The 24,082-nt window shown below is 48.4% G+C and carries 23 protein-coding genes; 19 read left to right on the top strand and 4 right to left on the bottom strand.

The window, feature by feature from the left end:
• Positions 1-13: 13 nt before the first annotated feature.
• The 3 genes from C792_RS0108830 to C792_RS0108820 are packed head-to-tail and all read left to right on the top strand — an operon-like array spanning position 14 to position 3,098.
• Entirely contained in the window at positions 14-1,132 is a 1,119-nt protein-coding gene (locus tag C792_RS0108830; protein WP_245537538.1) for a cysteine desulfurase family protein, read from the top strand.
• Positions 1,129-2,328 carry a tRNA uracil 4-sulfurtransferase ThiI gene (gene thiI, locus C792_RS0108825; protein ID WP_017549109.1) on the top strand — a complete coding sequence of 400 codons (1,200 nt, stop codon included), beginning with the start codon at positions 1,129-1,131 and terminating at the stop codon, positions 2,326-2,328. Before C792_RS0108830 ends, thiI begins: the two co-directional genes overlap by 4 nt.
• An 8-nt stretch (positions 2,329-2,336) precedes the next feature.
• Entirely contained in the window at positions 2,337-3,098 is a 762-nt protein-coding gene (locus C792_RS0108820) for a TSUP family transporter (protein ID WP_017549108.1), read from the top strand.
• A gap of 26 nt (positions 3,099-3,124) precedes the next feature.
• Here the strand turns inward: C792_RS0108820 and C792_RS0108815 are convergent, their stop codons facing one another.
• Positions 3,125-3,931, bottom strand: a complete 807-nt coding sequence (locus tag C792_RS0108815) for an NAD kinase (RefSeq protein ID WP_017549107.1) — start codon at positions 3,929-3,931, stop codon at positions 3,125-3,127.
• Positions 3,932-4,160: 229 nt separating this feature from the next.
• Between C792_RS0108815 and sppA the strand changes: the two genes are divergently transcribed.
• The 5 genes from sppA to C792_RS0108790 all read left to right on the top strand — a co-directional run bounded on the left by sppA (position 4,161) and on the right by C792_RS0108790 (position 8,423).
• Entirely contained in the window at positions 4,161-5,162 is a 1,002-nt protein-coding gene (gene sppA / locus C792_RS0108810) for a signal peptide peptidase SppA (protein ID WP_017549106.1), read from the top strand.
• Between the two features lie 11 nt (positions 5,163-5,173).
• A complete protein-coding gene (locus tag C792_RS0108805) occupies positions 5,174-5,752 on the top strand; it encodes an RDD family protein (protein WP_017549105.1) in 579 nt (192 codons plus the stop codon).
• Positions 5,745-6,242, top strand: a complete 498-nt coding sequence (gene tpx, locus C792_RS0108800) for a thiol peroxidase (RefSeq protein WP_017549104.1) — start codon at positions 5,745-5,747, stop codon at positions 6,240-6,242. Before C792_RS0108805 ends, tpx begins: the two co-directional genes overlap by 8 nt.
• 73 nt (positions 6,243-6,315) lie before the next feature.
• Positions 6,316-7,215, top strand: a complete 900-nt coding sequence (locus C792_RS0108795; RefSeq protein WP_017549103.1) for a class I SAM-dependent methyltransferase — start codon at positions 6,316-6,318, stop codon at positions 7,213-7,215.
• 17 nt (positions 7,216-7,232) lie between these two features.
• Positions 7,233-8,423: an acetate kinase gene (locus tag C792_RS0108790; protein ID WP_017549102.1), complete on the top strand. Its 1,191-nt coding sequence runs from the start codon at positions 7,233-7,235 to the stop codon at positions 8,421-8,423.
• A gap of 64 nt (positions 8,424-8,487) precedes the next feature.
• Here the strand turns inward: C792_RS0108790 and C792_RS0108785 are convergent, their stop codons facing one another.
• Complete coding sequence (locus C792_RS0108785) at positions 8,488-8,988, bottom strand: universal stress protein (RefSeq protein WP_017549101.1); 501 nt, start codon at positions 8,986-8,988, stop codon at positions 8,488-8,490.
• A 143-nt stretch (positions 8,989-9,131) separates the two neighbouring features.
• On the opposite strand from C792_RS0108785, the gene ald reads away from it, so the two are divergent.
• Entirely contained in the window at positions 9,132-10,244 is a 1,113-nt protein-coding gene (gene ald, locus C792_RS0108780; RefSeq protein WP_017549100.1) for an alanine dehydrogenase, read from the top strand.
• A gap of 51 nt (positions 10,245-10,295) precedes the next feature.
• Here the strand turns inward: ald and C792_RS0108775 are convergent, their stop codons facing one another.
• Positions 10,296-10,880, bottom strand: coding sequence for a hypothetical protein (locus C792_RS0108775; RefSeq protein ID WP_017549099.1), 585 nt, complete (start codon positions 10,878-10,880; stop codon positions 10,296-10,298).
• A 101-nt stretch (positions 10,881-10,981) separates the two neighbouring features.
• Between C792_RS0108775 and C792_RS0108770 the strand changes: the two genes are divergently transcribed.
• Positions 10,982-11,668, top strand: coding sequence for a metal-dependent hydrolase (locus C792_RS0108770; RefSeq protein WP_017549098.1), 687 nt, complete (start codon positions 10,982-10,984; stop codon positions 11,666-11,668).
• A gap of 78 nt (positions 11,669-11,746) precedes the next feature.
• Entirely contained in the window at positions 11,747-13,021 is a 1,275-nt protein-coding gene (locus C792_RS0108765; RefSeq protein ID WP_017549097.1) for a DRTGG domain-containing protein, read from the top strand.
• A gap of 20 nt (positions 13,022-13,041) precedes the next feature.
• Here C792_RS0108765 and C792_RS0108760 read toward each other — a convergent pair whose 3' ends face one another.
• Positions 13,042-13,398, bottom strand: a complete 357-nt coding sequence (locus C792_RS0108760) for a YtpI family protein (protein WP_017549096.1) — start codon at positions 13,396-13,398, stop codon at positions 13,042-13,044.
• Between the two features lie 77 nt (positions 13,399-13,475).
• Here C792_RS0108760 and C792_RS0108755 point away from each other — a divergent pair, with 77 nt between their 5' ends.
• The 8 genes from C792_RS0108755 to pyk all read left to right on the top strand — a co-directional run bounded on the left by C792_RS0108755 (position 13,476) and on the right by pyk (position 24,009).
• Positions 13,476-14,438 (top strand): DHH family phosphoesterase, encoded by a 963-nt coding sequence (locus C792_RS0108755; protein WP_017549095.1) that lies wholly within the window; start codon positions 13,476-13,478, stop codon positions 14,436-14,438.
• A gap of 18 nt (positions 14,439-14,456) precedes the next feature.
• The gene (locus C792_RS0108750) at positions 14,457-17,603 is read left to right on the top strand and encodes a DNA polymerase III subunit alpha (RefSeq protein WP_017549094.1); all 3,147 of its coding nucleotides are present in this window, start codon (positions 14,457-14,459) and stop codon (positions 17,601-17,603) included.
• A 71-nt stretch (positions 17,604-17,674) separates the two neighbouring features.
• Positions 17,675-18,895: an NADP-dependent malic enzyme gene (gene ystJ, locus C792_RS0108745; protein WP_026090301.1), complete on the top strand. Its 1,221-nt coding sequence runs from the start codon at positions 17,675-17,677 to the stop codon at positions 18,893-18,895.
• Between the two features lie 16 nt (positions 18,896-18,911).
• Positions 18,912-19,337, top strand: coding sequence for a FadR/GntR family transcriptional regulator (locus C792_RS0108740; RefSeq protein WP_017549092.1), 426 nt, complete (start codon positions 18,912-18,914; stop codon positions 19,335-19,337).
• Between the two features lie 19 nt (positions 19,338-19,356).
• Positions 19,357-20,208, top strand: a complete 852-nt coding sequence (gene accD / locus C792_RS0108735) for an acetyl-CoA carboxylase, carboxyltransferase subunit beta (protein WP_017549091.1) — start codon at positions 19,357-19,359, stop codon at positions 20,206-20,208.
• Between the two features lie 2 nt (positions 20,209-20,210).
• On the top strand, positions 20,211-21,164 hold the full coding sequence (locus C792_RS0108730) for an acetyl-CoA carboxylase carboxyltransferase subunit alpha (protein ID WP_017549090.1): 954 nt from the start codon (positions 20,211-20,213) through the stop codon (positions 21,162-21,164).
• Between the two features lie 111 nt (positions 21,165-21,275).
• Positions 21,276-22,235 carry a 6-phosphofructokinase gene (pfkA, locus tag C792_RS0108725; RefSeq protein ID WP_017549089.1) on the top strand — a complete coding sequence of 320 codons (960 nt, stop codon included), beginning with the start codon at positions 21,276-21,278 and terminating at the stop codon, positions 22,233-22,235.
• Positions 22,236-22,248: 13 nt separating this feature from the next.
• Complete coding sequence (gene pyk, locus C792_RS0108720; protein WP_017549088.1) at positions 22,249-24,009, top strand: pyruvate kinase; 1,761 nt, start codon at positions 22,249-22,251, stop codon at positions 24,007-24,009.
• Positions 24,010-24,082: the final 73 nt, after the last annotated feature.

Genomic DNA, 24,082 nt, shown 5'->3' with positions numbered 1-24,082 from the left:
CATTTTGATATATATGGACAATGCAGCGGCAACACGTCCGTTTGAGGAGGCCCTGGAAACATTTCAACAGGTAAACAGGAACTACTATTACAATACAGAAAGTATCCATCCGGAAGGCCGAAGGGCAGGGCAGCTGCTTGAGGCTTCGAGGAAACAGGTGCTCGAACTGCTTGGCCTGGGGGGGTGGGGATGTGTGTTTACCTCCGGGGCGACAGAGAGCAATAACATCGCCATACAGGGGGTGCTGAAGAATAAAAAACAGTTCGGCAGAACGATTCTTGTCAGTGAAATCGAACATCCGAGTGTCATCAACGTCATTGAAGAGATGAAAAATGAAGGGTTCGACGTCAAATACATCGGTACCAAGCAAGACGGACAAATTGACCTTGAAGATTTGGAGGGGAAGCTTGACAGCGATGTTGTATTCGCCTCAGTCATGGCTGTAAATAATATAACGGGAGCAGTCCAGCCGGTGTCTGAAATTGCGGAAATACTGAAGGATTACCCCAAAGTGCATTTCCATGTAGATGCGACCCAGGCAATAGGCAAAGTCGACATGGATTTAGACGGGGCGGATACTCTGAGCCTGAGTGCACATAAATTCCATGGACTGAAGGGCGCAGGCAGCCTGATTGTGAAACGGGAGGGTATTCTCCGGCCTGTCATGTACGGTGGAGGCCATGAATCAGGTATCCGAAGCGGAACTGTCAATCTGGGTGCGGTGGCGGCGATGGCAAAAGCCTTGAGGATCGCAACAGAGAACAGGGGAGAGAGTTACAGAAGGATAGCCCGGTACAATGAACGCGTAAGGGATGCAGTTTCAGCTCTCTCCTCTGTCCGCGTCCAGCCCGGTGGCGTCCCCCATATATTGAACCTGTCTTTTGAAGGTGCCATGGGGGAAGTCGTGGTGAATGCACTTGGCGCCCGCGGCATCATGGTGTCGACCACGAGTGCATGTGCCTCAAAACTTTCTGTACTTAATGAAACACTCGTGGCGATGGACAATACGGAGGCGGTTGTAAAGGGCAGCATCCGGATTTCATTTTCAAGCTTTACAACAGATGAGGAAGCAGATATATTAATTGAAGCTCTTAACGGAGTACACAAGCAAATAGGAGGTGTACTAAAATGAAATACGACCACATTTTAGTGAGATATGGTGAGCTGACCCTGAAGACGAAAAACAGGAAGATGTTCGTCAATGCAATCAGAAAGACGATGATCCGTGCCCTTGAAGGTCTTGACGTCAAAGTGAAGGCGAACAGGGACCGCGCCTACATCGAACTATTCGAGGCCGACCCCTATGAAGTGATGGAGAAGCTGAGGCATGTGACAGGTATCCTGAGTGTATCCCCGGTTGTGAAAATGGACAGGACTGAAGAGGCGATGAAAGAGACGGCGCTTCAGTTTGCCGCGGACTTCAAACCGGGGAGTTCATTTAAAATAGAAGTCAAGCGTGCAGATAAGGCGTTTCACCTGAAAACATTCGATATTCAGGATATGCTCGGCGGTCTGCTGCTCAGAAACACTGAGAATATCAGGGTCGATGTCAGGGAACCGGACTATAAGGTCATGGTCGAAGTGCGTCTTGACGCCATCTATATGTATCATGATGTAATCAGCTGTGTCGGGGGATTGCCTGCCGGCACAGGGGGCAGGGCACTGCTCATGCTTTCAGGGGGCATCGATTCCCCGGTGGCAGGTTTTGAAATCATGAAAAAAGGTGTGAAGCTGGAAGCGATCCATTTCCATTCCCCGCCGTATACGAGCATGCAGGCGACGGATAAGGTCAAGCAGCTGATCGATATCATGTCAGAGCGAACCGGTGTGGATATCAGACTTCACATCATACCGTTCACCGAACTGCAGACCACTCTATATGATAAGATTCCGGATAATATATCCATGACTTCAACGCGGCGCGTCATGCTGAGGCTTGCGGAAAAACTGGCTGAAAAGATAGATGCCCAGGCAGTGGTAAACGGTGAGAACCTTGGACAGGTTGCTTCCCAGACGCTCACCAGCATGCATGCAATCAATGCAGTGACAAGCTTTCCCGTCCTGCGTCCGCTGCTGACACTTGAAAAGAATGACATCGTCAAAAAGGCAAAAGAATATGGTACTTATGAAACATCCATCATGCCGTTTGAAGACTGTTGTACGATATTCAAGCCGAAGGCGCCGAAGACGAGACCGGCGCTGGACAATGTTCTCAAGTTTGAATCGAATGTCGATTTCAATCCGATGATCCACAGAGCGCTTGAAAATATAGAAATTTATGAACCGGATGCAAAAGAAGATTCTGATGCGTTCGACTCACTGCTGTAGGCTGAGTCATGGAATTTGAACTTTCAGCCCTGCTGCTGATCATTGTGCTCGGTTTCATAGCCGCTTTCATCGATGCCGTGGTAGGCGGGGGCGGTCTGATATCCATCCCGGCGCTCCTCGCAACCGGTATGTCGCCGGCAACTGCCCTCGGGACCAATAAGCTCGCATCTGCATTCGGATCATTCACGAGTTCCATGAAATTCCTCAGGTCGAGGAATGTCGACTTCAGGCGGATGATGAAACTGTTCCCTGTAAGCGTCCTCGTTTCCATAGCCGGTGCCTTCATCGCAGTCAGGCTGCCTGGTGAAGTTCTGAAGCCGCTGGTCCTGGTCATGCTGATCATCGTCCTTGTCTATACATTATTCAGGAAGGACTGGGGGGCGATAGAAAAGAAGAATGCACTTTCAAAGGGCAAGGCAGTCATACTGATAGTGTTTGTCATCATCATCGGATTCTATGACGGATTCATGGGCGGCGGCACAGGGTCATTCCTTCTGTTCCTCATGCTTTTCACCGGCTTTGATTTCCTCAGGGCGGCGGGCAATGCCAAAGTGTTGAACTTTGGCAGCAACATCGGTGCACTGCTGCTTTTCATCACGATGGGCGAAGTGAACTATACCTACGGACTTGCTATGGCGGCAAGCATGGTGCTTGGTTCATATGCCGGTGCCCATCTTGCAATCTCAAAAGGAGTGGGATATGTAAGGGGGCTGTTCATCATTGTTACCAGTGTGCTGATACTGAAAAATATATATGATTTCCTTTCATGATATGAAAAAAGAAACTTCCTCTGGAGTCAGAGGAAGTTTCTTTGTGCTTTGTGCCAGAATGTATTGTCCTTCAGTTTCAGAGTCTTGATCAGTTTGTCACTGATCGATACCTCGACTTTTTCCGTGTTGCGTACACTTATCGCTTCATTATCGAGTGACATGATTGGGTAGTAATCCAGATTTTTGTCAATGAGCAGGGTCAGCGGCCTTTCCTTGTTCAGAAGGAAGCTCGTGCCGAGTGTCCTGTAGGTATTGTTGTTGACACTTGCCAGTTCCGTCACCTGCATTGCGTGGATGAGCGGATCTACGACCGAACCGCCGAGTGATTTGTTGTAGCCTGTCGAACCTGTCGGTGTGGCGATGAGAATACCGTCCCCGTTAAACTGTTCGAACAGGAAATCATTGATGTAGACATCCATTTTGATGGTTTTGACAATGCTCGAGCGCAGTGTGAATTCATTGAGGCAGTAGCTCGGCTTATTGTCATTGATACTGACTTCGAGAAGCGGATAATTTCGTACGTCCAGATTATCCTGATCGATCGCCTCTTCGAGTGTTTTTATATCACGGTAGTGGAAATCAACATAAAAATAGTTTGCACCATCTACGGCAATTCCAAGATAGACGCAATCATCCCGGAAGTTGTTCTTCCTGACCGACTGAAGGAATTCTCCGTCACCGCCGATGGATGCGATGATATCTGCATCATCACTTGCCCCCACTTCTTCGATGCCATGTCTTGAAAAAATGTCAGACAGTTCATCGTGCACTTCCCTGGTCTCTTCGCCGTGCGGAGCAAAGAAATATACTGTCTTATAAATGTTGTTATTCAAACGGTTCACTCCTAAATACTATTTGTCTAGCCTGTCCTTTTCTGCCATCTAATACTTTTATACCACAGATCATGCCAGTTTAACAATTCAGCAATCCATCAGGGGTACCTGTTCATAGCGGATACGGCAATTTTTTCTATTTTTTGAACATGGGTGGAGTTACGTTATAAATTATTCGCTGTATGGTATCATTATAAATGAATATAATACATAGGAAAGGACTGGTTTTTTGAAACGTATCATAGCGGTTGTAATCGCACTGGCACTTCTCGTTTTTGGTGTCGTGGCCTCTGTTTTCAATGCCATGTGGGCAAGCGACTGGGAAGATGTATTCAGTGAATTCTCAGGAGGTGAATTTCCGCCTTCAACTGTGATGGAAGAGGGTGATGCAGCAAACAGGATCGCAGTGGTCAATATTGAAGGCACCATCATGGATTCGGGGGAACAGCCGGGCATGTTCCAGTCACAGGGGTATAACCATACGCTTGTGATCGAATCGCTCAAGCAGATCCTCGATGATGACACGATAAAGGGAGTCATGCTCAATGTGAACTCACCAGGGGGCGGAGTCTACGAGAGTGCTGAAATCCATAAATATCTGCAGCAGATCAAAGAGGCCGGGAAGACGGTCTACAGCTCAATGGGAGGCATGGCAGCTTCCGGCGGATACTACGTCTCCGCGCCTGCCGACCAGATATTCGCTTCCAATGAGACGATGACCGGGTCGATTGGTGTCATCATGCAGAGCATCAACTACAGCCAGCTCGCAGAGGATTTCGGGGTGGAATTCGAAACTTATGCGAGTGGGGACATGAAAGAGATGCTTGGCGGGCACAGGGATCCCACTGAAGAGGAGTCAGAGTATGTGCAGAGCATGGTCGATGGAATGTATCAGGATTTTGTTGACGTAGTTGCTGAAGGCAGGGACATGAGCGACGAGGAAGTCAAGAACCTGGCCGACGGTCGCATCTATATGGGTGAAGACGCAATGGAAAACGGCCTCGTCGACCAGATGGGCTACTTTGAGGATGCCATGAAAGCATTGGAAGAGGAACTCGGCGGCAACCCGCAGGTCATTGAATACGGATATAACGGCCAGAATAACTTCCCATTAAGCTATAAGGCCAAAAACCTGCTGTCTGACATAACAGGCAGAAGCGATATCGATAAGATCGAATCTTTACTGGACAACAGACAGGGCATGACGCCTATGTACCTGTATGAGAAGTAGGGGGGATACACATGGAACATAATACAAGGTATCAGCCCGGCGCCGGGAATGATACGATTATGGACAAGCTCGATCACATGGCCACAGCCCACTTCTTCACCCGGCTGGTCAGCTACATCATTGATGTGGTCTTAATCTGGTCAGCTTCACAGATTCTTATCTACCCGGTGCTCGGCATGTTCGATATCAAGGGATCGCATTTATGGCTGCCGATATTCAGTGTGGAAAATATCGCTTCAGGGCTGCTCTACTTCCTTTATTTCGTACTGATGACCTATTTTTTCCGCCAGACACTGGGGAAAATGATCACGGGTATCAGCGTAATCGATAAGGACGGCCGAGGACTCGGTTTCATGCAGGTGCTGTACCGGGAGCTTGTGGGACGGTATATCAATAATGCGCTCGCCTATATACCCTATCTGATGATCATATTCACTAAAAACAGAATGGGTCTGCATGATTACTTCGCTGACACCTATGTAGTGAAGAATGACTATCAGGGTTATAAAAATATGATTAAAGCGCATATGTACCGGGAAACAGTTAATGGAGAGAAAAATTATCAGGAGGATGATCTACAAAATGGCTAAAGTAACATTCAAAGGAAACCCTATGACATTGATTGGTGACGAAGTGAAAGTTGGGGACCAGGCACCGGATTTTTCAGTATTGGATACTGGCCTCTCGGAAGTGACACTCAGCGACTATAACGGTAAGAAAAAGCTGATCAGTGTCATACCGTCAATTGATACGGGGGTGTGCAGCACTCAGACCAAGACATTCAACGAAAGGGTTGCGAATGTCGACAATACAGCTGTACTGACGATCTCAAATGATCTTCCTTTTGCCCAGAAGAGATGGTCTGCGGATGAAGGGCTGGATAATGCGGTGACTCTTAGTGACCATAAGGATCTTTCCTTTGGCAGGAGCTACGGTGTCGTCATGGAGGAACTCAGACTGCTTGCGCGCAGCGTATTCGTCCTTGATGAGAACAACAAAGTAGTCTATGTGGAGTATGTACCGGAAGGTACGGATCATCCGAATTATGACAAAGCGATTGAAGCATTGGAATCTATATAATATAATAGTATAATGATTTGTCTGGACTGTCCGAGCGGGGCAGTCCCTATTTTATGTTTAATGAGGGATTTAAATGGAATTATCAAAGATGGAAAATGTTTATCATGCACTGATAGAAGAATCGGACCGTCTGCTTGAGAGCAATCCCGATGCCACGAGGCTGGAGGCATTGGGGGAGGCGTTGATACGTGTCGAAAAGGACGGTTCCTACAGTGATCTGAGGAAAGCGTTCCAATTCGCCTACCTTTATCATGTAAAAGAAGAAAAAGTACAGCCGAATCACCAGCTTACGCCGGATGCAATCGGGTACTTCATATCCCATCTGCTGCAGCTGTTCAACAAAGATCCGATCAGACTGCTGGACGCAGGAAGCGGAACGGGTCACCTGTCGCTGACAGTAAAGGAACAGATTGAGGACACTGAACTGTTCGGTGTGGAAGTGGATCCGCTTCTTGCTCAGATGAACGTGAACCTGTGCGATTATCTTGAAGTGCCGATGGATATATATCCGCAGAATATCATAGAACCCGTCAGGCTGCCGCAGGTGGATGCAGCGATCGGTGACCTGCCGGTCGGCTACTATCCACTCGAGGTGGAGGGGTTCACCACGGCGTTCAAGGAAGAGCGGAGCTATGCCCATCTTCTCATGCTTGAAAGCGCAATGAGCTATGTTAAAGATGATGGAATAGGCGTGTTTGTAGTACCGTCGGATATGCTTGAAGAAAAAAACGAGACAATCAAAAAGTACCTTTCCGAATCGGCAACACTGCTGATGTTCCTGAATTTGCCGAATTCCATCTTCAAAACAGAGAATCAGCGGAAATCGATCATCGTCCTTAAAAAGAAATTTTCACCTCTCAAGAACAATGAAGTATTGATCGGAGACATACCGGACTTCAAGAATGCGGATCAGTTCAAACACTTTTTAGCCCAGACAGAATCATGGTATGATAGTTATGCTAATGACTATTAAGTTATCGGGAGGAAAACATGTCTAAAATAATTGCAATAAATGCGGGAAGCTCTTCGTTCAAGTTCCAGCTGTTCGAAATGCCCGCTGAGAAAGAGATAGCCAAGGGACTCGTGGAGAGGATCGGCTTGGATAATGGTATCTTCTCCATCACAGTGGATGATGGGAAGAAGACAATAAATCAGGACTTTAAAAATCATGAGGAGGCAGTCAACCTCATGCTGGAAAAACTTGTTGAGAACGGCGTCATCAGAAGTATCAATGATATCGATGCCAGTGGACACCGTGTGGTACATGGCGGTGAAGTGTTCGACAAGTCAGTATTGATCGATGACGAGGTCGTCAGGGAAATACAGAAACTGAGCGAACTTGCGCCGTTGCACAACCCGGCGAACCTGATGGGCATCAATGCCTTCAGGGAACAGCTGCCCGATGTGCCGCATGTTGCGGTATTTGATACGTCATTCCACCAGACAATGCCGGAAAGCTCCTATCTCTACAGTCTGCCGTACAACTACTATGAAGACTACGGCATCCGTAAGTACGGTTTCCATGGTACCAGTCATAAGTACGTCACCCAGAGAGCATCAGAACTGATGAACAGACCGCTTGAAGAACTCAGGATCATCAGCTGCCACCTTGGTAACGGTGCGAGCATCGCGGCTGTAAAAGGCGGCGAATCGATTGATACTTCCATGGGCTTTACGCCGCTTGCGGGAGTCACAATGGGGACCCGTTCAGGGAACATCGACCCGGCCCTGATTCCCTATATCATGGAAAAGACTGGTAAATCGGCTGTGGAAGTCCTGAATGTCCTGAACAAGGAATCCGGGCTGCTTGGCGTGAGCGGGTTTTCCAGTGATTTGCGCGATATCGAGGAAGAAGGGCAGAAAGGGAATGAAAGAGCAGAACTCGCATTGGAAGTTTTCGGCGAGCGGATCCACAAATACATGGGCTCCTATGCGACACGCATGGGTGGTCTGGATGCAATCATCTTCACGGCGGGAGTCGGGGAGAACTCAGATATCGTGCGTGCCAAAGTGCTGGAAGGGCTTGAATTCATGGGAGTCTATTTCGATCCGACATCAAATGATGTGCGCGGACAGGAGAAATTCATCAATCATCCGTATTCACCGGTCAAGATCATCATCATTCCCACAAACGAAGAAGTGATGATTGCGCGCGATGTGATGGAGGTTGCAGAACTCTGATCTAAAGCGAAAATGCGGCCCCGGTGCTATTCCGGGGCCGCATTTTCGCTTCCACTGGGTTCAGTTATTGCTTGTTTTCATTCATGAACTCTTCTGTTGCCACAACCGGCTCGAAATCATCCGGAAGGTTTTCCGTTCTGACCACCAGTACATCGCAGGGAGCATGCCGTACGATATTTTCGGAAACGGAACCGATGATGAACCTTTCGACTGCGTTCAGACCGGTCGCACCACAGGCAATCAGATCTGCGCCTGTCTTTTTGACCGCTTTTTTAGGTATGATATTTTTTGGAGAACCATAGTCTATGATCTTGACGACATCTGTGACGCCTCTTTCCACAGCCAGTTCTTCATAGCCGTCCAGGAGTTTCTGTGCAAAATCATTCGCCCGCTGTGAGATGGTCCGGTCATATGCCTCAACTGATGCAAATGACCGTGTATCAATCACATTGATGACTGAAAGTGTGGAATCGTTACGCTTGGCGATTTCAATCGCCTTATGGAATGCCCACTCTGCTTCTCTCGATCCGTCTACTGCAATGAGGATGTTGTTGTACTTAAGCATTATTATTGCCCCTTTCGTGTATGATATCGCTTTCTTTATACTATACCACATTTGAAAAATTTATAACTTATGTTAACCGATTCTCATGACGATTTTGTTAACTGTGTGTTACAATTGCTTCAATGAAGAAAGGAGATATTGCAATGATTATTGGTGTTCCAAAAGAAATAAAGAATAATGAAAGCCGTGTGGGCCTTACTCCGGCGGGCGTCCATGCTTTTGTAGAGGCAGGGCACACGGTCAAAGTTGAAAAGAATGCGGGAGCCGGATCATATTTTGAAGACTCCGACTATGTTGATGCAGGTGCTGAAATCGTTGAAAACGCAGATGCAGCATGGGATGCTGACATGGTTGTGAAAGTCAAGGAACCGCTTGCCGGGGAGTTCGGCTACTTTAAAGAGAACCTGATTTTATTTACTTATCTTCACCTTGCTCCAGAAATCGAATTAACGAAAGCGCTTTTAGAGAAAAACGTTGTATCGATTGCCTATGAAACAATCCAGGCACCTGACGGATCACTGCCTCTGCTTTCTCCTATGAGTGAAGTTGCGGGAAGAATGGCAACACAGATCGGAGCAGAGTACCTGCAGAAGATCAACGGAGGAAAAGGAATTCTGCTGAGTGGCGTACCGGGTGTTTCCCGCGGCAAAGTGACCATAATCGGCGGTGGCATGGCGGGTACGAACGCTGCTAAAATGGCGATCGGCCTCGGTGCCGATGTAACCATTCTGGACCTCAATCCGAAACGGCTCAGGGAGCTGGATGACCTGTTCGGTGCGAGTGTGCAGACGCTCATGTCATCGCCTCTCAACATTGCACAAGCGGTAAAAGAAAGCGATTTAGTGATCGGTGCCGTCCTTATACCGGGTGCCAAAGCGCCGAGACTCGTTACTGAAGATATGATCAAATCGATGAATGCCGGCTCAGTGATCGTGGATATCGCAATCGATCAGGGTGGTATTTTCGAAACGACGGACAAAGTGACAACACACGATGATCCGATTTACGTGAGGCACGAAGTCGTCCATTACGCGGTTGCGAACATGCCGGGTGCAGTGCCGCGTACTTCCACGATAGCGCTCACCAATGCAACGATGAACTATGGACTCCAGATTGCCAATAAAGGGTACAGGGAAGCTGCCAGGCAGAACCCTGTCCTGCTCGGCGGGTTCAACACGTATGAAGGTCATGTGACATACAAGGCTGTAGCAGAAGCTCAGAACCTTGAATATACCGATATAGAAACACTCCTGTGATACATCAGAAATAGCCTCCGGACAATCTGTTCCGGAGGCTATTTCCATGGGTCACGTCTGCCGGTCGACAACCACTGTATCGAAAGGGATGCTTCCTGTCAGCTCTTTCAGCTGGGATTCATCCCTGACAAGAGGGATGATGACAATCCGCTTTTTGGCATGGATCTTCAGTTTTGCCAAAGGCTGCAGGGCATTGAAGTCATCCATATCGATATCTCTTGTGTCATACATGATGCCTGACGCGTCATGGTCGACGAGTTCATCCAGGAGACGGCTCTGAAGAAATGCCGGAACTTTACTGAATGATGGCCCTACGATGAAATGATGTCCACCGATGATTTTGGAAAGTTCGCTGACGAACGGCAGGTCCAGGTGGTGGTGCCCGTCGGAAAAGACTTGGTCTGTAACAAATCCATCGGCATCCGCCATCATGCGGGCGGACTCGATGATGATGTTTTTCAGCATGAAAGGGTTGGATTCATCCCAGTGGTTCAGTGATGCAAAGATCTCCGAACCGGGATGGAGCGCTTTTTTCATGCCGGGCAGTACATTGTTCGGCGTGCTGAAATCTTCCCTTGCCAGAATTTCAGATGTAAATCCTTCTGACAGATTGTGGTTTCTCTGAATGGTTTTCACGTGATTCACCTCAAAGAGATTGTATCATATCATGCATGATTAACGTGCCCTGCGGGTAGTGTTAATATATATCATCATAATGGAAAGGAAGTATCTTCATAATGAAACTCAGCTATCATGGACATTCAATCATCGCTTTGGAGAACAATGGCTCCAAAGTGCTCGTCGATCCATTCATAAACGGAAATGAACTCACCGATCTCGATGCAGGTGAAGTCAGGACCGACTATATCGTCCTCACGCACGGGCATAACGACCATGTCGGAGATACGGTGGACATCGCAAAGCGGAATAATGCGACAGTCATTGCGCCGGTGGAGCTTGCGGACTATATCGGCAGCAAGGATATCGAAGTTGTGGCGATGAACATCGGCGGCAGAAATGAATTCGAATTCGGTTCCGTCAAATTCGTACACGCTTTCCACAGCTCGAGCTATACTTTCGATGATGGTTCCGGGCTGGTCTATACAGGTATGCCGACCGGAATCATCCTTGAGGCGGGGGATAAGAAAATCTACCACGCCGGGGATACGGGAATATTCGGTGACATGAAACTCATATCAGAACTGAATGGTCCGTTTGATGTATTCTTTGTTCCAATCGGTGATAATTTCACGATGGGGATTGATGATGCGGTGTATGCAACTGATAATCTGGTGAAGCCGGGAACAGCCGTCCCGGTCCATTACAATACGTTTCCACCAATCAGGCAGGATCCGCAGGAATTTAAAGATAAACTGTCCACCGACTGCCAGGTGTTGACAGCGGGTGATGAAGTCAGAATTTAAGATTCAGATATGTTTATAAAATAAGGGACACTCGCCGTGTCCCTTATTTTTAATGTATAATGGACCCAAGGTGATTAAATGTCAAAACATGATGAAATACTCGAATATATACATGCATTGCCGGAAGGCGCTAAAATCTCAGTGAGGCAGATATCTGCGAACCTGGATGTCTCGGACGGAACCAGCTACAGGGCGATAAAATCCGCAGAAAAGGAAGGGCTCGTCAAAACGATAGAAAGAGTGGGGACGATCCGCGTTGCGCCGAGGGAATCCGCCGGGGAGGGCAATCTCACATTTCAGCAGGTGAACCGTGTCATCCAGGGTACTATCCTCGCCGGCAGAAAGGGAATGGCGCATGAAATTACCCGCTTCATCATCGGTGCGATGCGTACAGAAGCGCTCGAGACATATCTCGAAAAGGGGGCGCTGCTCATCGTGGGCAACCGCGAGGATGCCCAGTGGCGGGCAATGGATAATCGTTCAGGAGTACTCATTACCGGGGGATTCGGTCCCGCTGCAGGAATCATGGAAAAAGCGGAATCACTCGGCCTCCCCGTCATTTCAACCAGTGCCGATACATTTTCTGTGGCTTCCGTCATACAGCGGGAGCTCTACAGCAGATCCCTTATGAGCAATGTCGTCACAGCGGACGACCTGGTTGTAAGGCAGGAGAAGTATGTGTACGACCTCAAAACCGCTGATGTACGCGAATATATCCCGGCGGACAAGATGACTGTCCTGGTGGAAGGGGAGAGGTATATCGGTACTATACGCTCCTCAGACATCTCTTCAGTGGATAAAGAGCGTTACAGCGAATGGCTGCAGCAGAATATTGAAGTGCTGCCGTCGGGTACTCTCCAGACACTCAGACAGGTGATGAGCTGGCACCAGCTGAATATAGTACCGGTGGTCGACAGGGAGCGCCGGTTTCTGGGTGTTGTGCACAGGCGTGATGTGTTCAGGGAGTTCGAGCCGAGAAAGCTCAGTACGGGCATGTCATCGGAAGAGGTGATTGACCGGGAAATCCGTATAGACGAAAACAGGGTCCACATGAAAGTCATGCCTTTTATGACGGATGAATATGGAAGCATCACCCAATCAGCGTTCATGAGGCTTATCGAACGGCTGACAGCAGTAGTGCTCAAGAGCCGGGGCATCCACAGCTACCACATGGACTCATTGAACCTTGTAAATGTGAAGCTCGTACAGCTCAACCAGGAAATCGTCCTGGAGGGTAATATCATCGACCTCGGAGATCAGTTTCTCCGTCTTGAAGTCGAGACTTCCTCTGAAGGGAATGTATTGTCCAAGGCCATGCTGATGATCCAGCATTACAGCGACCATAAAAAATAGACAAGTGGATTCCCACTTGTCTATTTGCCGCTTTGCCGCTGTTTGCGTTCAAATTCCTCCCAGGCTTCCTCCTCGATTGGGAGGTTGCCTTTGAAATACTTTCTGGCAGCATTGAAATGCCAGATGTTATATGCACCCAATATAATGAACAATGCGCCGATTATATAGGAAACAGCTGTATGGAACTGGATGATGGTATTCAGTCCGAAAGCGAGGATGAGCAGACCGAGCCAGATTCTTGATATGCTGTTAAAATGTGCAGATTGAACATCACGTCTGCTCCTGATCTGCCTTACTTTGAAAAGCAGGAACATGAAAAGGCTGGCCAGCAGCAGGGTAACCAGAACAGATACCGATATTTGATATAACATTTCCATCTGATACAACTCCATTCCACATTGTAGTATAATTTATAATGCTTACCAAGTAAATATTTGGAGAGGGAGAATCACAATTGTTCACAGAATATATAAAACAGTTTTCACAATTGAAAGCACATTACAGGGAAGTTCTCAACCTGATCAACGAGTATGAGGAAATCATCATCATGCGGCATAAACGTCCCGACCCCGATGCCCTGGGCTCCCAGCTAGGGCTGAAGGCGGTGCTGAAAGCGATCTTTCCGAATAAATCCGTCGCGGCACTTGGAGAGGAGGAAGTCTCCCTCAACTACCTGGGGAGGATGGATCCGGTGACGACGCTCCGCAATCCGCTGCTGATCGTACTGGATACTGCCAACAGGGACCGTATAGACGGGGACCTGTCCGTGGGGGAAAAAGTGATCAAGATCGATCACCATCCGGATCACGACCCGTACGGTGATATCAATATAGTGGAGACGGGTGTGTCCTCGACGTCGGAACTCATATATCTGCTCACTGCACTGTGGGGATTCGACAATGACTACATTGATGATGAATCGGCAAGATTGCTGTTTGCAGGCATAGTGGGGGACACGGGCAGATTTTTATTCAGTAATACGACCAGCATGACCCACCGGATTGCTTCGGAACTGAAGACGTTCAATTTTGATGCTGCACAGGACATGCAACTCATGAATGTGCAGTCCCTCAACCAGTTCAGGTTCAAAGGATATCTTATCGATAACTTTGAAATTACCGACAAAGGTGTGCTGTCAGTATGGGTTCCGAAATCCGTACTTCGGAAATATGACCTGACCAGCAATGAAGCCAGCATGAGCGTCAACATGTACCGGGAGATAGAAGAAGCGAAAATCTGGTTCATGGCAGTGGAGGAGGAAGGTGAGATACGTGTGCGTCTCCGCTCCAAGGACACGGTGATAAATGATGTTGCGGAACAGTTCGGGGGCGGGGGCCACCCGTTTGCCAGCGGTGCGAGCCTCAAGACAGCTGAGGGCATCCCTGATATGATAAGGGCCCTGGACGCCAAACTTTAGAAAGGGGCGCAGTTGTCCATGATCAATTTGAACGTACACAGCTGTTTTGATTTTTTAAACAGCAGCATCAGAATTGATGAACTTTTAAAAAAGGTTTCCGACGATGGGCAGCATGCTGTTGCTCTGACAGACTTCAATCGGATGCACGGTGTCTACAGCTTTTTGCAGAAAGCACCCGGATACGATGTAAAGCCACTCGCGGGTATGGAGATAAAAGTTGAGGACGGGCTTGATGGCATACCGCTGATACTGATTGCAAAGAATGACCGCGGCTACAGGGAGCTCATAAGACTGTCGGCAATGCTGTCCTATAAGTCGATTGAACATACTCCGCCTGCATTTCTCTCGGACAATATAAAAGAATGCGTCGCTATGGCAACGAATGACGCCGGAGTGGCAATTCTGGACGCCTTGAATACTGCTGAAAGCGATAAATACCAGTCCCATACTGTAAGCGGTGACGCCTATACCAGAGTATATGCCGAAGCCTCGCGTTATCTTTCACCATCCGGACTGCCGGCGCTCACGGTTTTAAATGCAATCCGTGACAATATAAAGCTTGACCCCGGTGAAATCAGTGAGCGGACAGGAACGGCTTTCGTCAAAACCCATCAGGATCTGGCGGAGGACGAGCATTCCTGTCTGGAACACAACAGGCAGATTGTACAAAAATGTAATGTCTCAGTTCCTGAAACGGAGAATGTCCTGCCAGTGTACCCGCATCCTGACAACAGCGATTCGCAGGAATATCTCTGGCAGCTTCTTATGGACAGACTCCCTGCAGTGGCCGGAGACAAGCCAGAATACAGGGAACGCCTGGAATATGAATACGGCATCATTATCGAGATGGGATATGAGGATTATTTTCTGATCGTACAGGATGCGGTGAATTACGCCAAGGATGCAGGAATCTATGTCGGCCCCGGACGGGGCTCCTCGAGTGCCAGCCTCGTATCATATCTCCTGAACATCACAGAAATAGATCCGCTCAAATACAATCTGCTTTTCGAACGTTTCCTCAATCCTGAACGTGTGACGATGCCCGATATAGATATAGACTTCGAAGATACACGCAGGGATGAGATTGTCGATTACCTCATAGATAAATACGGTACGATGAACGTTGCGCACATCATTACCTACGGTACACTCAGTGCCAAGATGGCGGCCCGGGACGTCGGTCGTGTCCTCGGATTTACAGATGAAGAGTTGAAACTTGTGTCAGGTATCATACCGGATGGTCCGGGTGTGGCACTTGAAAGAGCCTTTTCATCAGACAATTTCCGCGCGCTTATGGATGCCGATGACAAATACAGGATTTTCAGGGACATATGCATGCAGGTCGAAGGGCTGCCGAGGCATTCCTCGACACATGCTGCGGGTGTGCTGCTGAGTGAAAGTCCTCTGACAGACGTCGTACCTGTCATCTTCTCGGAGGGTCATACCCTGAGCCAGTGGACGATGACGGAAGTAGAGTCGGCGGGTCTGCTTAAAATTGATGTGCTTGGACTCAGGAACCTGTCATTGATCAGGTATATGGTCAATAGAATACGGCATGTGGAACCAGACTTCGACTTGAAATGTATTCCTCTCGATGAACCGGATGTCTACCGTCTTCTTGCCAGGGGGGCAACTCTCGGCATATTCCAGCTCGAATCAGACGGCATACGCAAAGTCATCCAGGATGTGAATCCCAGGGGATTTCTGGACCTGGCTGCTGTCATCGCACTGTACAGGCCCGGCCCGATGAAGGAAATCCCACATTTCATAGAAGGGAAGGAGAACCCCGGCGGGGTGTCGTACCCGCATCCCGACCTCACAGAAATATTGGAGGAGACGTATGGTGTCATAGTATACCAGGAGCAGATCATGCAGATTGCCGCTAAAATAGCCGGCTATTCATACGCAGAGGCGGATATACTCAGACGGGCGATGAGTAAGAAGGACAGGGCGACACTTGAGAAGGAGCGTTCCCATTTCGAACAGGGGGCGGCTTCCAGGGGATATGGAACTGAACTCGGACAGTTCATTTTCAATCTGATCCTGGAATTTGCCGACTACGGTTTTGTAAAGAGTCATGCGATTGCATACAGCCGCATTTCCTATATACTGGCGTATATAAAGACAAAACACCCCGAGATTTTTTATGCTGTAATTCTGACGCACCACTTCGGCAACGATGTGAAGATGAAGCAGGTGACTGATGAAATCAGGCAGCTGCAGATAGATATCCTGCCCCCTGATATCAACCGCTCAGTCTGGATGAACACGGCAGGAAACGGTATCAGACTGGGGTTCGGGATGATCGGCGGAATTACTTTCCGCACGGCTGAAGCCATAGTAGAAGAAAGGAAGAACGGACCTTTCAAAGATCTGTATGATCTGAAAACACGCGTGAAGTCTGTCAATCTGAACAAAAAGATGCTGCATCAGCTGATCATCTCGGGGGCACTGGACAGTTTTCGGGAGAACAGGAAAACGATGCTCCAGTCGCTTTCCATGGTGGAGAGTATAAGTGGTGATGAGTATTCGCATGATTCTTTTCTGAGTACGCTGGGTTTCAGTGTAAAAAAAGAGTACCAGTATGTCGAAGAGATGGAACCTCTGGAAATGCTCGAAGGGGAGAAGGAAGTATTCGGTTTCTACATCTCGGAGCATCCGGTCAAGATCATGCACAGGGATATGCAGTACATTCCTTTTACACTGCTTCATCACGACAGGCGGCGGGGGGATTATCTGCTGTTCTACGAGAACGTGAAAGTGATCCGGACCAAAAAAGGGCAGAACATGGCATTCGCAAGTGTTTCCGATGGTTTCCATGAGATGGAGGCGGTCATTTTCCCGAAAGTCTACTTCAATATCCATGGCAGGCTGTCTGAGAAGATGCTGGTGACATCCGGCAGGATAGAGGAGAGGAAAGGTCGGAAACAGCTCATTATAGATGATGCCGATACTCCCGAAGTTTTCGAAAGGGAATATTTGAAATCGGCCGGGAAGGTATTCATCAGGCATGCCCACAAGTATGATTTCAGTGAAGTTCTCGGCAATGCGGGGCTTCCTGTGCTGGATTTCGGGAACCGTGAAGAGATCGGCAGGGTGAAGCTGCAGGATCTGCCGGTGCTGATATCTATGTTGGATAAAGAGGATATACGTATTTTAAGATAATTTGTTGTCACACAATATCGATAATGTTAATATAAAAAGTGGTATGACCACTCAGAGAAAGGGAGATCAATTTGTCGCTAAGAGATGATGCACTACACATGCACAAGCAGAAGCAGGGAAAACTATCAGTAAATTCCAAGGTGGAAATCAAAGACAGGGAGGCACTCAGCCTGGCCTATTCCCCGGGTGTTGCCGAACCGTGCAAAGAGATCTATGAGGATGAACGCACAGTCTTCGACTATACAATTAAAAGCAACACAGTTGGTGTGGTGACGGATGGATCCGCAGTACTCGGACTCGGCAATATCGGCGCGAAAGCCAGCCTGCCTGTAATGGAAGGCAAAAGTGCGCTTTTCAAAAATTTTGCCGGTGTGGATTCTTTCCCGATAGCACTCGAGACGAATGACGTGGATGAAATTGTCAACACGGTCAAATTGATGACCCCCATTTTCGGAGGAATCAATCTGGAGGATATTTCTGCACCGAGATGCTTCGAGATTGAGGAGAGACTGAGCCGGGAGACGGATATACCGGTTTTTCATGACGATCAGCACGGCACTGCAATTGTGACTTTGAGTGGTCTTATGAATGCGCTGAAGCTGACGGGTCGTTCCCTGAATAAGATCAAGGTCGTCCTGAACGGCGCCGGGGCTGCGGGCGTTGCGATTGTCAACCTGCTGTACAGCTTCGGTGTAAAAGAGATGATCATGTGTGATTCAAGAGGTGCAATCTATGAAGGCCGACCGAATGGCATGAACCCGGTCAAGGAAAAAATTGCGCAGTTCACAAATCAGGATCAGGTCGAAGGCGGGCTGGAAGATGTGATTCAGGATGCCGATGTATTCATCGGGGTTTCCATCGAAGGTGCATTGACCGAAGAGATGGTCAAGACAATGGCAGACGATCCGATCATCTTCGCCATGGCGAACCCGAATCCTGAAATCATGCCTGATACGGCAAAAGCTGCAGGCGCAAGCATCATAGGGACGGGACGCAGTGATTTCCCGAACCAGATCAATAATGTACTCGCATTCCCGGGCATATTCAGGGGTGCACTTGATGTGCGTGCAACACATATCAATGACGAAATGAAAAAAGCGGCTGTCATTGCGATTGCCGACCTGATTTCTGAAGATGAACTGAGGGCTGATTATGTCATCCCGGATGCATTCAACAAGGAAGTCGCTCCCAACGTTGCAAAAGCAGTGGCAAAAGCGGCTATGGAAAGCGGAGTCAGCCGTATCAAAGTGGACCCGGAAGAGGTCTACCAGAATGCGCTAAATCTAACGTAGCAAATACGGGGGGACTATGGAAGAAAGAACGGGTTTGGAACATATCGTAGAACAGATTCACAACCTGGTGGAAGCTGAAAATATCCAGGTGGGCGAAAAGCTCCCGAGTGAGAGGTATTTGAAGGATAAGCTGAATGTCAGCCGGCAGAGTGTCAGAGAAGCGCTCAGGGCCCTTGAACTGCTTGGTATCATTTATGTACGCCGCGGTGAAGGGACTTTCCTCGCCGACATAGACAACCATCAATTATTCCAATTGATCGGCAAGTACCTCATCAGAACAAAAAGACAGCAGGATGAAATCATAGAGATCAAAGAAATGATTGAAAATCATGTCAGGACAAAGTATGGCGATGAAGACATGTCTGTCTATGACGATGACAATCAAATATTAAAAAAAATTCACGTTTTGCTCGATAAATATTCACGGGCTTTCAATTCGTAATAGAAACAAGGGGTTAAGTATGCTAAAAGACTTGTTTTCCAAGCTGAATAAAAAAGTAAATGAAACCAACTCGAATGACGGTACATTCGAAAACAGCGCTTCAATCATGACCAAATGCCCGAACTGTAAAAAGATCCTTTATTCGAAAGAACTTTATAAAAGACTCAATGTCTGTACAAACTGCAATCATCACCTGCCTATAACAAGCGTTGAACGCATGGAGGCACTGATGGATGAGGACACGGCTACAGTACTTTTTGAAGAAGTAGCATCCGCCAATCCTCTTGAATTCCCGAATTATGGATCTAAACTTGAAAAGGACCAGCAGAAGACAGGGCTGAATGAAGCGGTGGTCTGTGCGGAAGGTGAAATAGATGGTACACGGACGGTTGTGGCCATCATGGATTCACGGTTCAGAATGGGAAGCATGGGGTCTGCTGTCGGTGAAAAGCTCGCCAGATCATTTAACTACGCCACTGAAAGAGGGCTGCCGGTCATCGTTTTCACAGCGAGCGGCGGTGCCCGCATGCAGGAGGGCATCATCTCCCTGATGCAGATGGCCAAAGTGAGTGTGGCGGTGGAAAAACACAGTCAGGCGGGACTTTTATACATTGCCTATATGACGAACCCCACAACAGGCGGTGTGTCGGCCAGCTTTGCTTCAGTCGGGGATATCAATCTGGCTGAAACAGGTGCCCTCATCGGTTTTGCGGGTAGACGCGTCATCGAAGAGACCATCAAGGAGAAACTGCCCGATGATTTCCAGACGGCGGAATTCCTGCTTAAACATGGACAGCTTGACAGGGTCGTAGACCGTAATGATATGAAAGACTATCTCGGAAAAATACTCAGAATGCATAGCGGGGTGTAGTCATGGCGTTCGAATTTGAGAAACCCATACAGGAACTTGAAGAGAAAATTGGGGAACTGGAAAAGTATGCGGCGAAAAACAAGCTGGATCTGACCAAGGAAATCAGTTTTCTTGAAAAGAAAGTAACAGACAAGAAGAACGAAATATACAACAACCTGACACCATGGCAGCGCGTGGAGATTGCGAGATATATAAACCGTCCGACGACGCTTGAATACATTGATGCAATGTTCGATGACTTCATCGAATTCTTTGGAGACCGGGTGTACAGTGATGACGCGGCGATTGTCGGTGGCATCGCCACCTATAAAGGCACGCCTGTCACAATCATCGGTCATCAGCGCGGACGTGATACGAAAGATAACATCAAGCGTAATTTCGGCATGGCGCATCCGGACGGCTACAGAAAAGCCCTGAGACTCATGAAACAGGCGGATAAATTCAACCGTCCGGTCATCTGTTTCATCGATACGAAAGGCGCTTATCCAGGCAGAGCGGCCGAAGAACGCGGCCAGAGTGAATCCATTGCACGCAACCTTGTTGAAATGGCCGGGCTTAAAGTACCCGTCATCAGCGTGGTGATAGGTGAAGGCGGCTCGGGCGGTGCTTTGGCGCTCGGTGTCTGCAACCGGCTCCTTATGCTTGAAAATGCCACATATTCAGTGATTTCCCCTGAAGGGGCGGCAAGCATCCTTTTCAAAGATTCTTCTTTGAAGGAGATAGCGGCAGAATCACTCAAAATCACTGCAGATGACCTGAAGGAACTGGGCATTGCAGATGAAGTGATTGCAGAACCCCAGGGCGGGGCACACAATGACAAGGATACCGTATACGGAACGCTCGACGGGGTTCTCGGAAAGCATTTGGAAGAACTGTCACAGTTAGACCGGGATGCCCTCATGGAAGACCGTTATCAGAAATATATGGATATTGGCGTTTACGAAGAACAGTCTTGACGGCGGCTGTTCTTTTTTATGTGTAAAACGGTTTCAAAGCGGCAATACTTGGCTAAGGTATACTGATATGCTATTTTTAGTTTAAGACAATCATTCAACGGAGGTCACCCCATGAAAAAAATTGCAGTATTGACCAGCGGTGGAGATGCACCGGGTATGAATGCAGCCTTTCGGGCTGTAGTACGTAAAAGCATCTATGAGGGTATAGAAGTATATGGTGTTTACCAGGGCTATCAGGGCCTTGTAAATGATAATATCAAAAAGCTTGAACTTGGAGATGTCGGTGACATCATCCAAAGGGGCGGCACAAAGCTCTATTCTGCGAGATGTCCCGAATTCATCGAGCCTCATGTACGGCAAAAAGGCATCGATAATCTGAAAAAGCGAGGTATAGATTCCCTCATCGTCATCGGCGGCGACGGCTCATACAGAGGGGCCCAGAGACTGGATGAGGAGGGCATCAGGACAATCGGTGTGCCGGGCACGATTGATAATGATATCAACGGCACTGATTATACAATCGGCTTTGACACTGCACTCAACACAATCGTTGATGCGGTGGACAGGATAAGGGACACTGCAACCAGTCATGAACGCACCTTCATCATAGAGGTGATGGGGCGCGATGCAGGCGATCTCGCCCTTTGGGCAGGGGTTGCCGGCGGTGCTGAGACGATTCTCATTCCTGAGGCACCGTCAGATATAAAAGTGGTGGCAGAGCGTATTGAAACCGGTATGGAACGGGGGAAGAAACATTCCATCATCATTGTGGCGGAAGGTGTAATGAGCGCTTCTGAATGCGGTGAAGAGCTCCGTAAGTATATCAATGTTGATACGCGCGAAAGTGTGCTCGGGCATATGCAGCGGGGCGGAAAGCCGACCGGCACCGACAGGGTGCTCGCTTCAAGGCTGGGTGCTTTTGCCGTTGAGCTGCTGCTCGAAGGTGTAAGCGGTCATGCTGTGGGCATCGAAAACAACAGCCTGTCAAAAACCAGCTTCGACCAGGTATTCGAAGAACATCATAAGATTGATGAAAGATTATACAGACTCTCTCAGGAGCTATCTATTTAGGAGGAAATCATAAATGCGCAATACAAAGATCGTATGTACCATCGGCCCGGCTTCCGAACACCCGGAAACGCTTGAAAAACTGATAGAAGCAGGCATGAATGTGGCGCGTCTCAATTTCTCCCACGGGGATCATGAGGAACACCGTTCGCGCATCAAAAATATCAGGGAAACTGCAGATAAACTCGGTAAGACAGTGGCAATACTGCTTGATACAAAAGGGCCTGAAATACGCACACACAGTATGGAAGGCGGAGCGGTGGAACTTGAAAAAGGCCAGGAAATCATCGTCATGATGGAGGAGGTCACAGGCGACAGCGAAAAGTTCTCCATCACATATCCGGGACTTATTGACGATGTGGATACTGAAAACCGCATCCTTCTGGATGACGGTCTTGTGGAACTCAAAGTAGAGGATATCCAGCATGACAAAGGAGAAATCCACTGCCGTGTATTGAATGACGGTATCCTTAAAAATAAAAAAGGCGTCAATGTTCCCGGTGTATCCGTGAAGCTTCCGGGCATCACCGACAAAGACCGTGAGGATATTATTTTCGGCATAGATGAGAATATTGACTTCATAGCGGCGAGTTTCATCCGTACAAACAGTGACGTACTTGAAATCCGTGAGCTGCTAGAGGAAAAATCAGCAGAATCCATCAAAATCATTCCGAAAATAGAGAATCAGGAAGGGATCGACAATATCGACAGCATACTTGAGATCTCCGACGGTCTCATGGTTGCACGCGGAGATATGGGTGTCGAGATTCCACCTGAATCTGTGCCGATGGTTCAGAAGGCACTCATCAAAAAGTGTAATCTGATAGGGAAGCCGGTAATTACTGCCACACAGATGCTGGACTCCATGCAGAATAATCCGAGGTGTACACGTGCTGAAGCCAGTGACGTGGCCAACGCGATATATGACGGCACGGATGCAGTCATGCTCAGTGGTGAAACAGCAGCGGGTGATTATCCGCTTGAATCTGTACAGACGATGGCAAGCATCGCTTTATCAGCGGAAGATGCACAGGATTATAAGAAGCTGTTGTCCGAGCGGACGAAATCACTGCAGACTAACATGGTTACAGCAATCGGCGTTTCGGTTGCCCATACGGCATTGAACCTTAAGTGTAAGGCGATTGTCGCAGCGACAGAATCCGGCCATACTGCAAGAATGATTTCCAAATACCGTCCGCATGCAGAGATCGTTGCCGTCACACCGCACGATCAGGTTGCCCGTCAGCTTCAGCTCGTCTGGGGTGTCCATCCTGTGCTGAAGGAAGGCAGAAGGGATACGGATGCGCTCCTGAACACTTCAGTGTCAGCTGCCCTCGAAGAAGGTTTTGCAACATACGGTGATCTGCTGATCATTACGGCCGGTGTCCCTGCAGGCGAAGCAGGCACAACGAATTTAATGAAGCTCCATATTGTGGGTGATGTGCTCATTCGTGCTCAGGGTATCGGGCGCAAAAGTACTGTGGCGGAAGCAGTGGTCCTTGGTTCCGCTTCCGAGATAAAGGAAAAGGATATAGAAGACAAGATTGTTGTCACGCAGTCTGTTGAACCGGAAATGACTGAGCTTCTTGAGAAAGCCGCAGGCATCGTAACGGTTGAGGGCGGACTGACTTCACATGGCGCAATCGTCGGATTGAACCTGGATCTGCCGACAATTGTCGGAGCATCCGACGCCTTCGAAGTATTGGAGGACGGTATGGTCATTACGTTGGATTCGGAACAGAACTGCATATTCAGCGGCCACGCAAATGTATTGTAGTATAAACACAGTCACATAGTGACACAGGCCCCGGAAACTGTGCTACAGTCTGGTTTCCGGGGCTTTCATATGC

Source organism: Salinicoccus carnicancri Crm, from assembly GCF_000330705.1.
Lineage (GTDB): Bacteria > Bacillota > Bacilli > Staphylococcales > Salinicoccaceae > Salinicoccus > Salinicoccus carnicancri.
The sequence above is the reverse complement of the archived record's forward strand: the minus strand, read 5'-3'. Positions and strand labels throughout refer to the sequence as shown.

Bases quoted from the DNA above. Each gene is read 5' to 3' on its own strand.
- C792_RS0108830 (WP_245537538.1), top strand. From the start codon at position 14: ATGGACAATGCAGCGGCAACACGTCCGTTTGAGGAGGCCCTGGAAACA.
- thiI (WP_017549109.1), top strand. From the start codon at position 1,129: ATGAAATACGACCACATTTTAGTGAGATATGGTGAGCTGACCCTGAAG.
- C792_RS0108820 (WP_017549108.1), top strand. From the start codon at position 2,337: ATGGAATTTGAACTTTCAGCCCTGCTGCTGATCATTGTGCTCGGTTTC.
- C792_RS0108805 (WP_017549105.1), top strand. From the start codon at position 5,174: ATGGAACATAATACAAGGTATCAGCCCGGCGCCGGGAATGATACGATT.
- tpx (WP_017549104.1), top strand. From the start codon at position 5,745: ATGGCTAAAGTAACATTCAAAGGAAACCCTATGACATTGATTGGTGAC.
- C792_RS0108795 (WP_017549103.1), top strand. From the start codon at position 6,316: ATGGAATTATCAAAGATGGAAAATGTTTATCATGCACTGATAGAAGAA.
- C792_RS0108790 (WP_017549102.1), top strand. From the start codon at position 7,233: ATGTCTAAAATAATTGCAATAAATGCGGGAAGCTCTTCGTTCAAGTTC.
- C792_RS0108785 (WP_017549101.1), bottom strand. From the start codon at position 8,988: ATGCTTAAGTACAACAACATCCTCATTGCAGTAGACGGATCGAGAGAA.
- ald (WP_017549100.1), top strand. From the start codon at position 9,132: ATGATTATTGGTGTTCCAAAAGAAATAAAGAATAATGAAAGCCGTGTG.
- C792_RS0108770 (WP_017549098.1), top strand. From the start codon at position 10,982: ATGAAACTCAGCTATCATGGACATTCAATCATCGCTTTGGAGAACAAT.
- C792_RS0108765 (WP_017549097.1), top strand. From the start codon at position 11,747: ATGTCAAAACATGATGAAATACTCGAATATATACATGCATTGCCGGAA.
- C792_RS0108760 (WP_017549096.1), bottom strand. From the start codon at position 13,398: ATGGAAATGTTATATCAAATATCGGTATCTGTTCTGGTTACCCTGCTG.
- C792_RS0108750 (WP_017549094.1), top strand. From the start codon at position 14,457: ATGATCAATTTGAACGTACACAGCTGTTTTGATTTTTTAAACAGCAGC.
- C792_RS0108740 (WP_017549092.1), top strand. From the start codon at position 18,912: ATGGAAGAAAGAACGGGTTTGGAACATATCGTAGAACAGATTCACAAC.
- accD (WP_017549091.1), top strand. From the start codon at position 19,357: ATGCTAAAAGACTTGTTTTCCAAGCTGAATAAAAAAGTAAATGAAACC.
- C792_RS0108730 (WP_017549090.1), top strand. From the start codon at position 20,211: ATGGCGTTCGAATTTGAGAAACCCATACAGGAACTTGAAGAGAAAATT.
- pfkA (WP_017549089.1), top strand. From the start codon at position 21,276: ATGAAAAAAATTGCAGTATTGACCAGCGGTGGAGATGCACCGGGTATG.
- pyk (WP_017549088.1), top strand. From the start codon at position 22,249: ATGCGCAATACAAAGATCGTATGTACCATCGGCCCGGCTTCCGAACAC.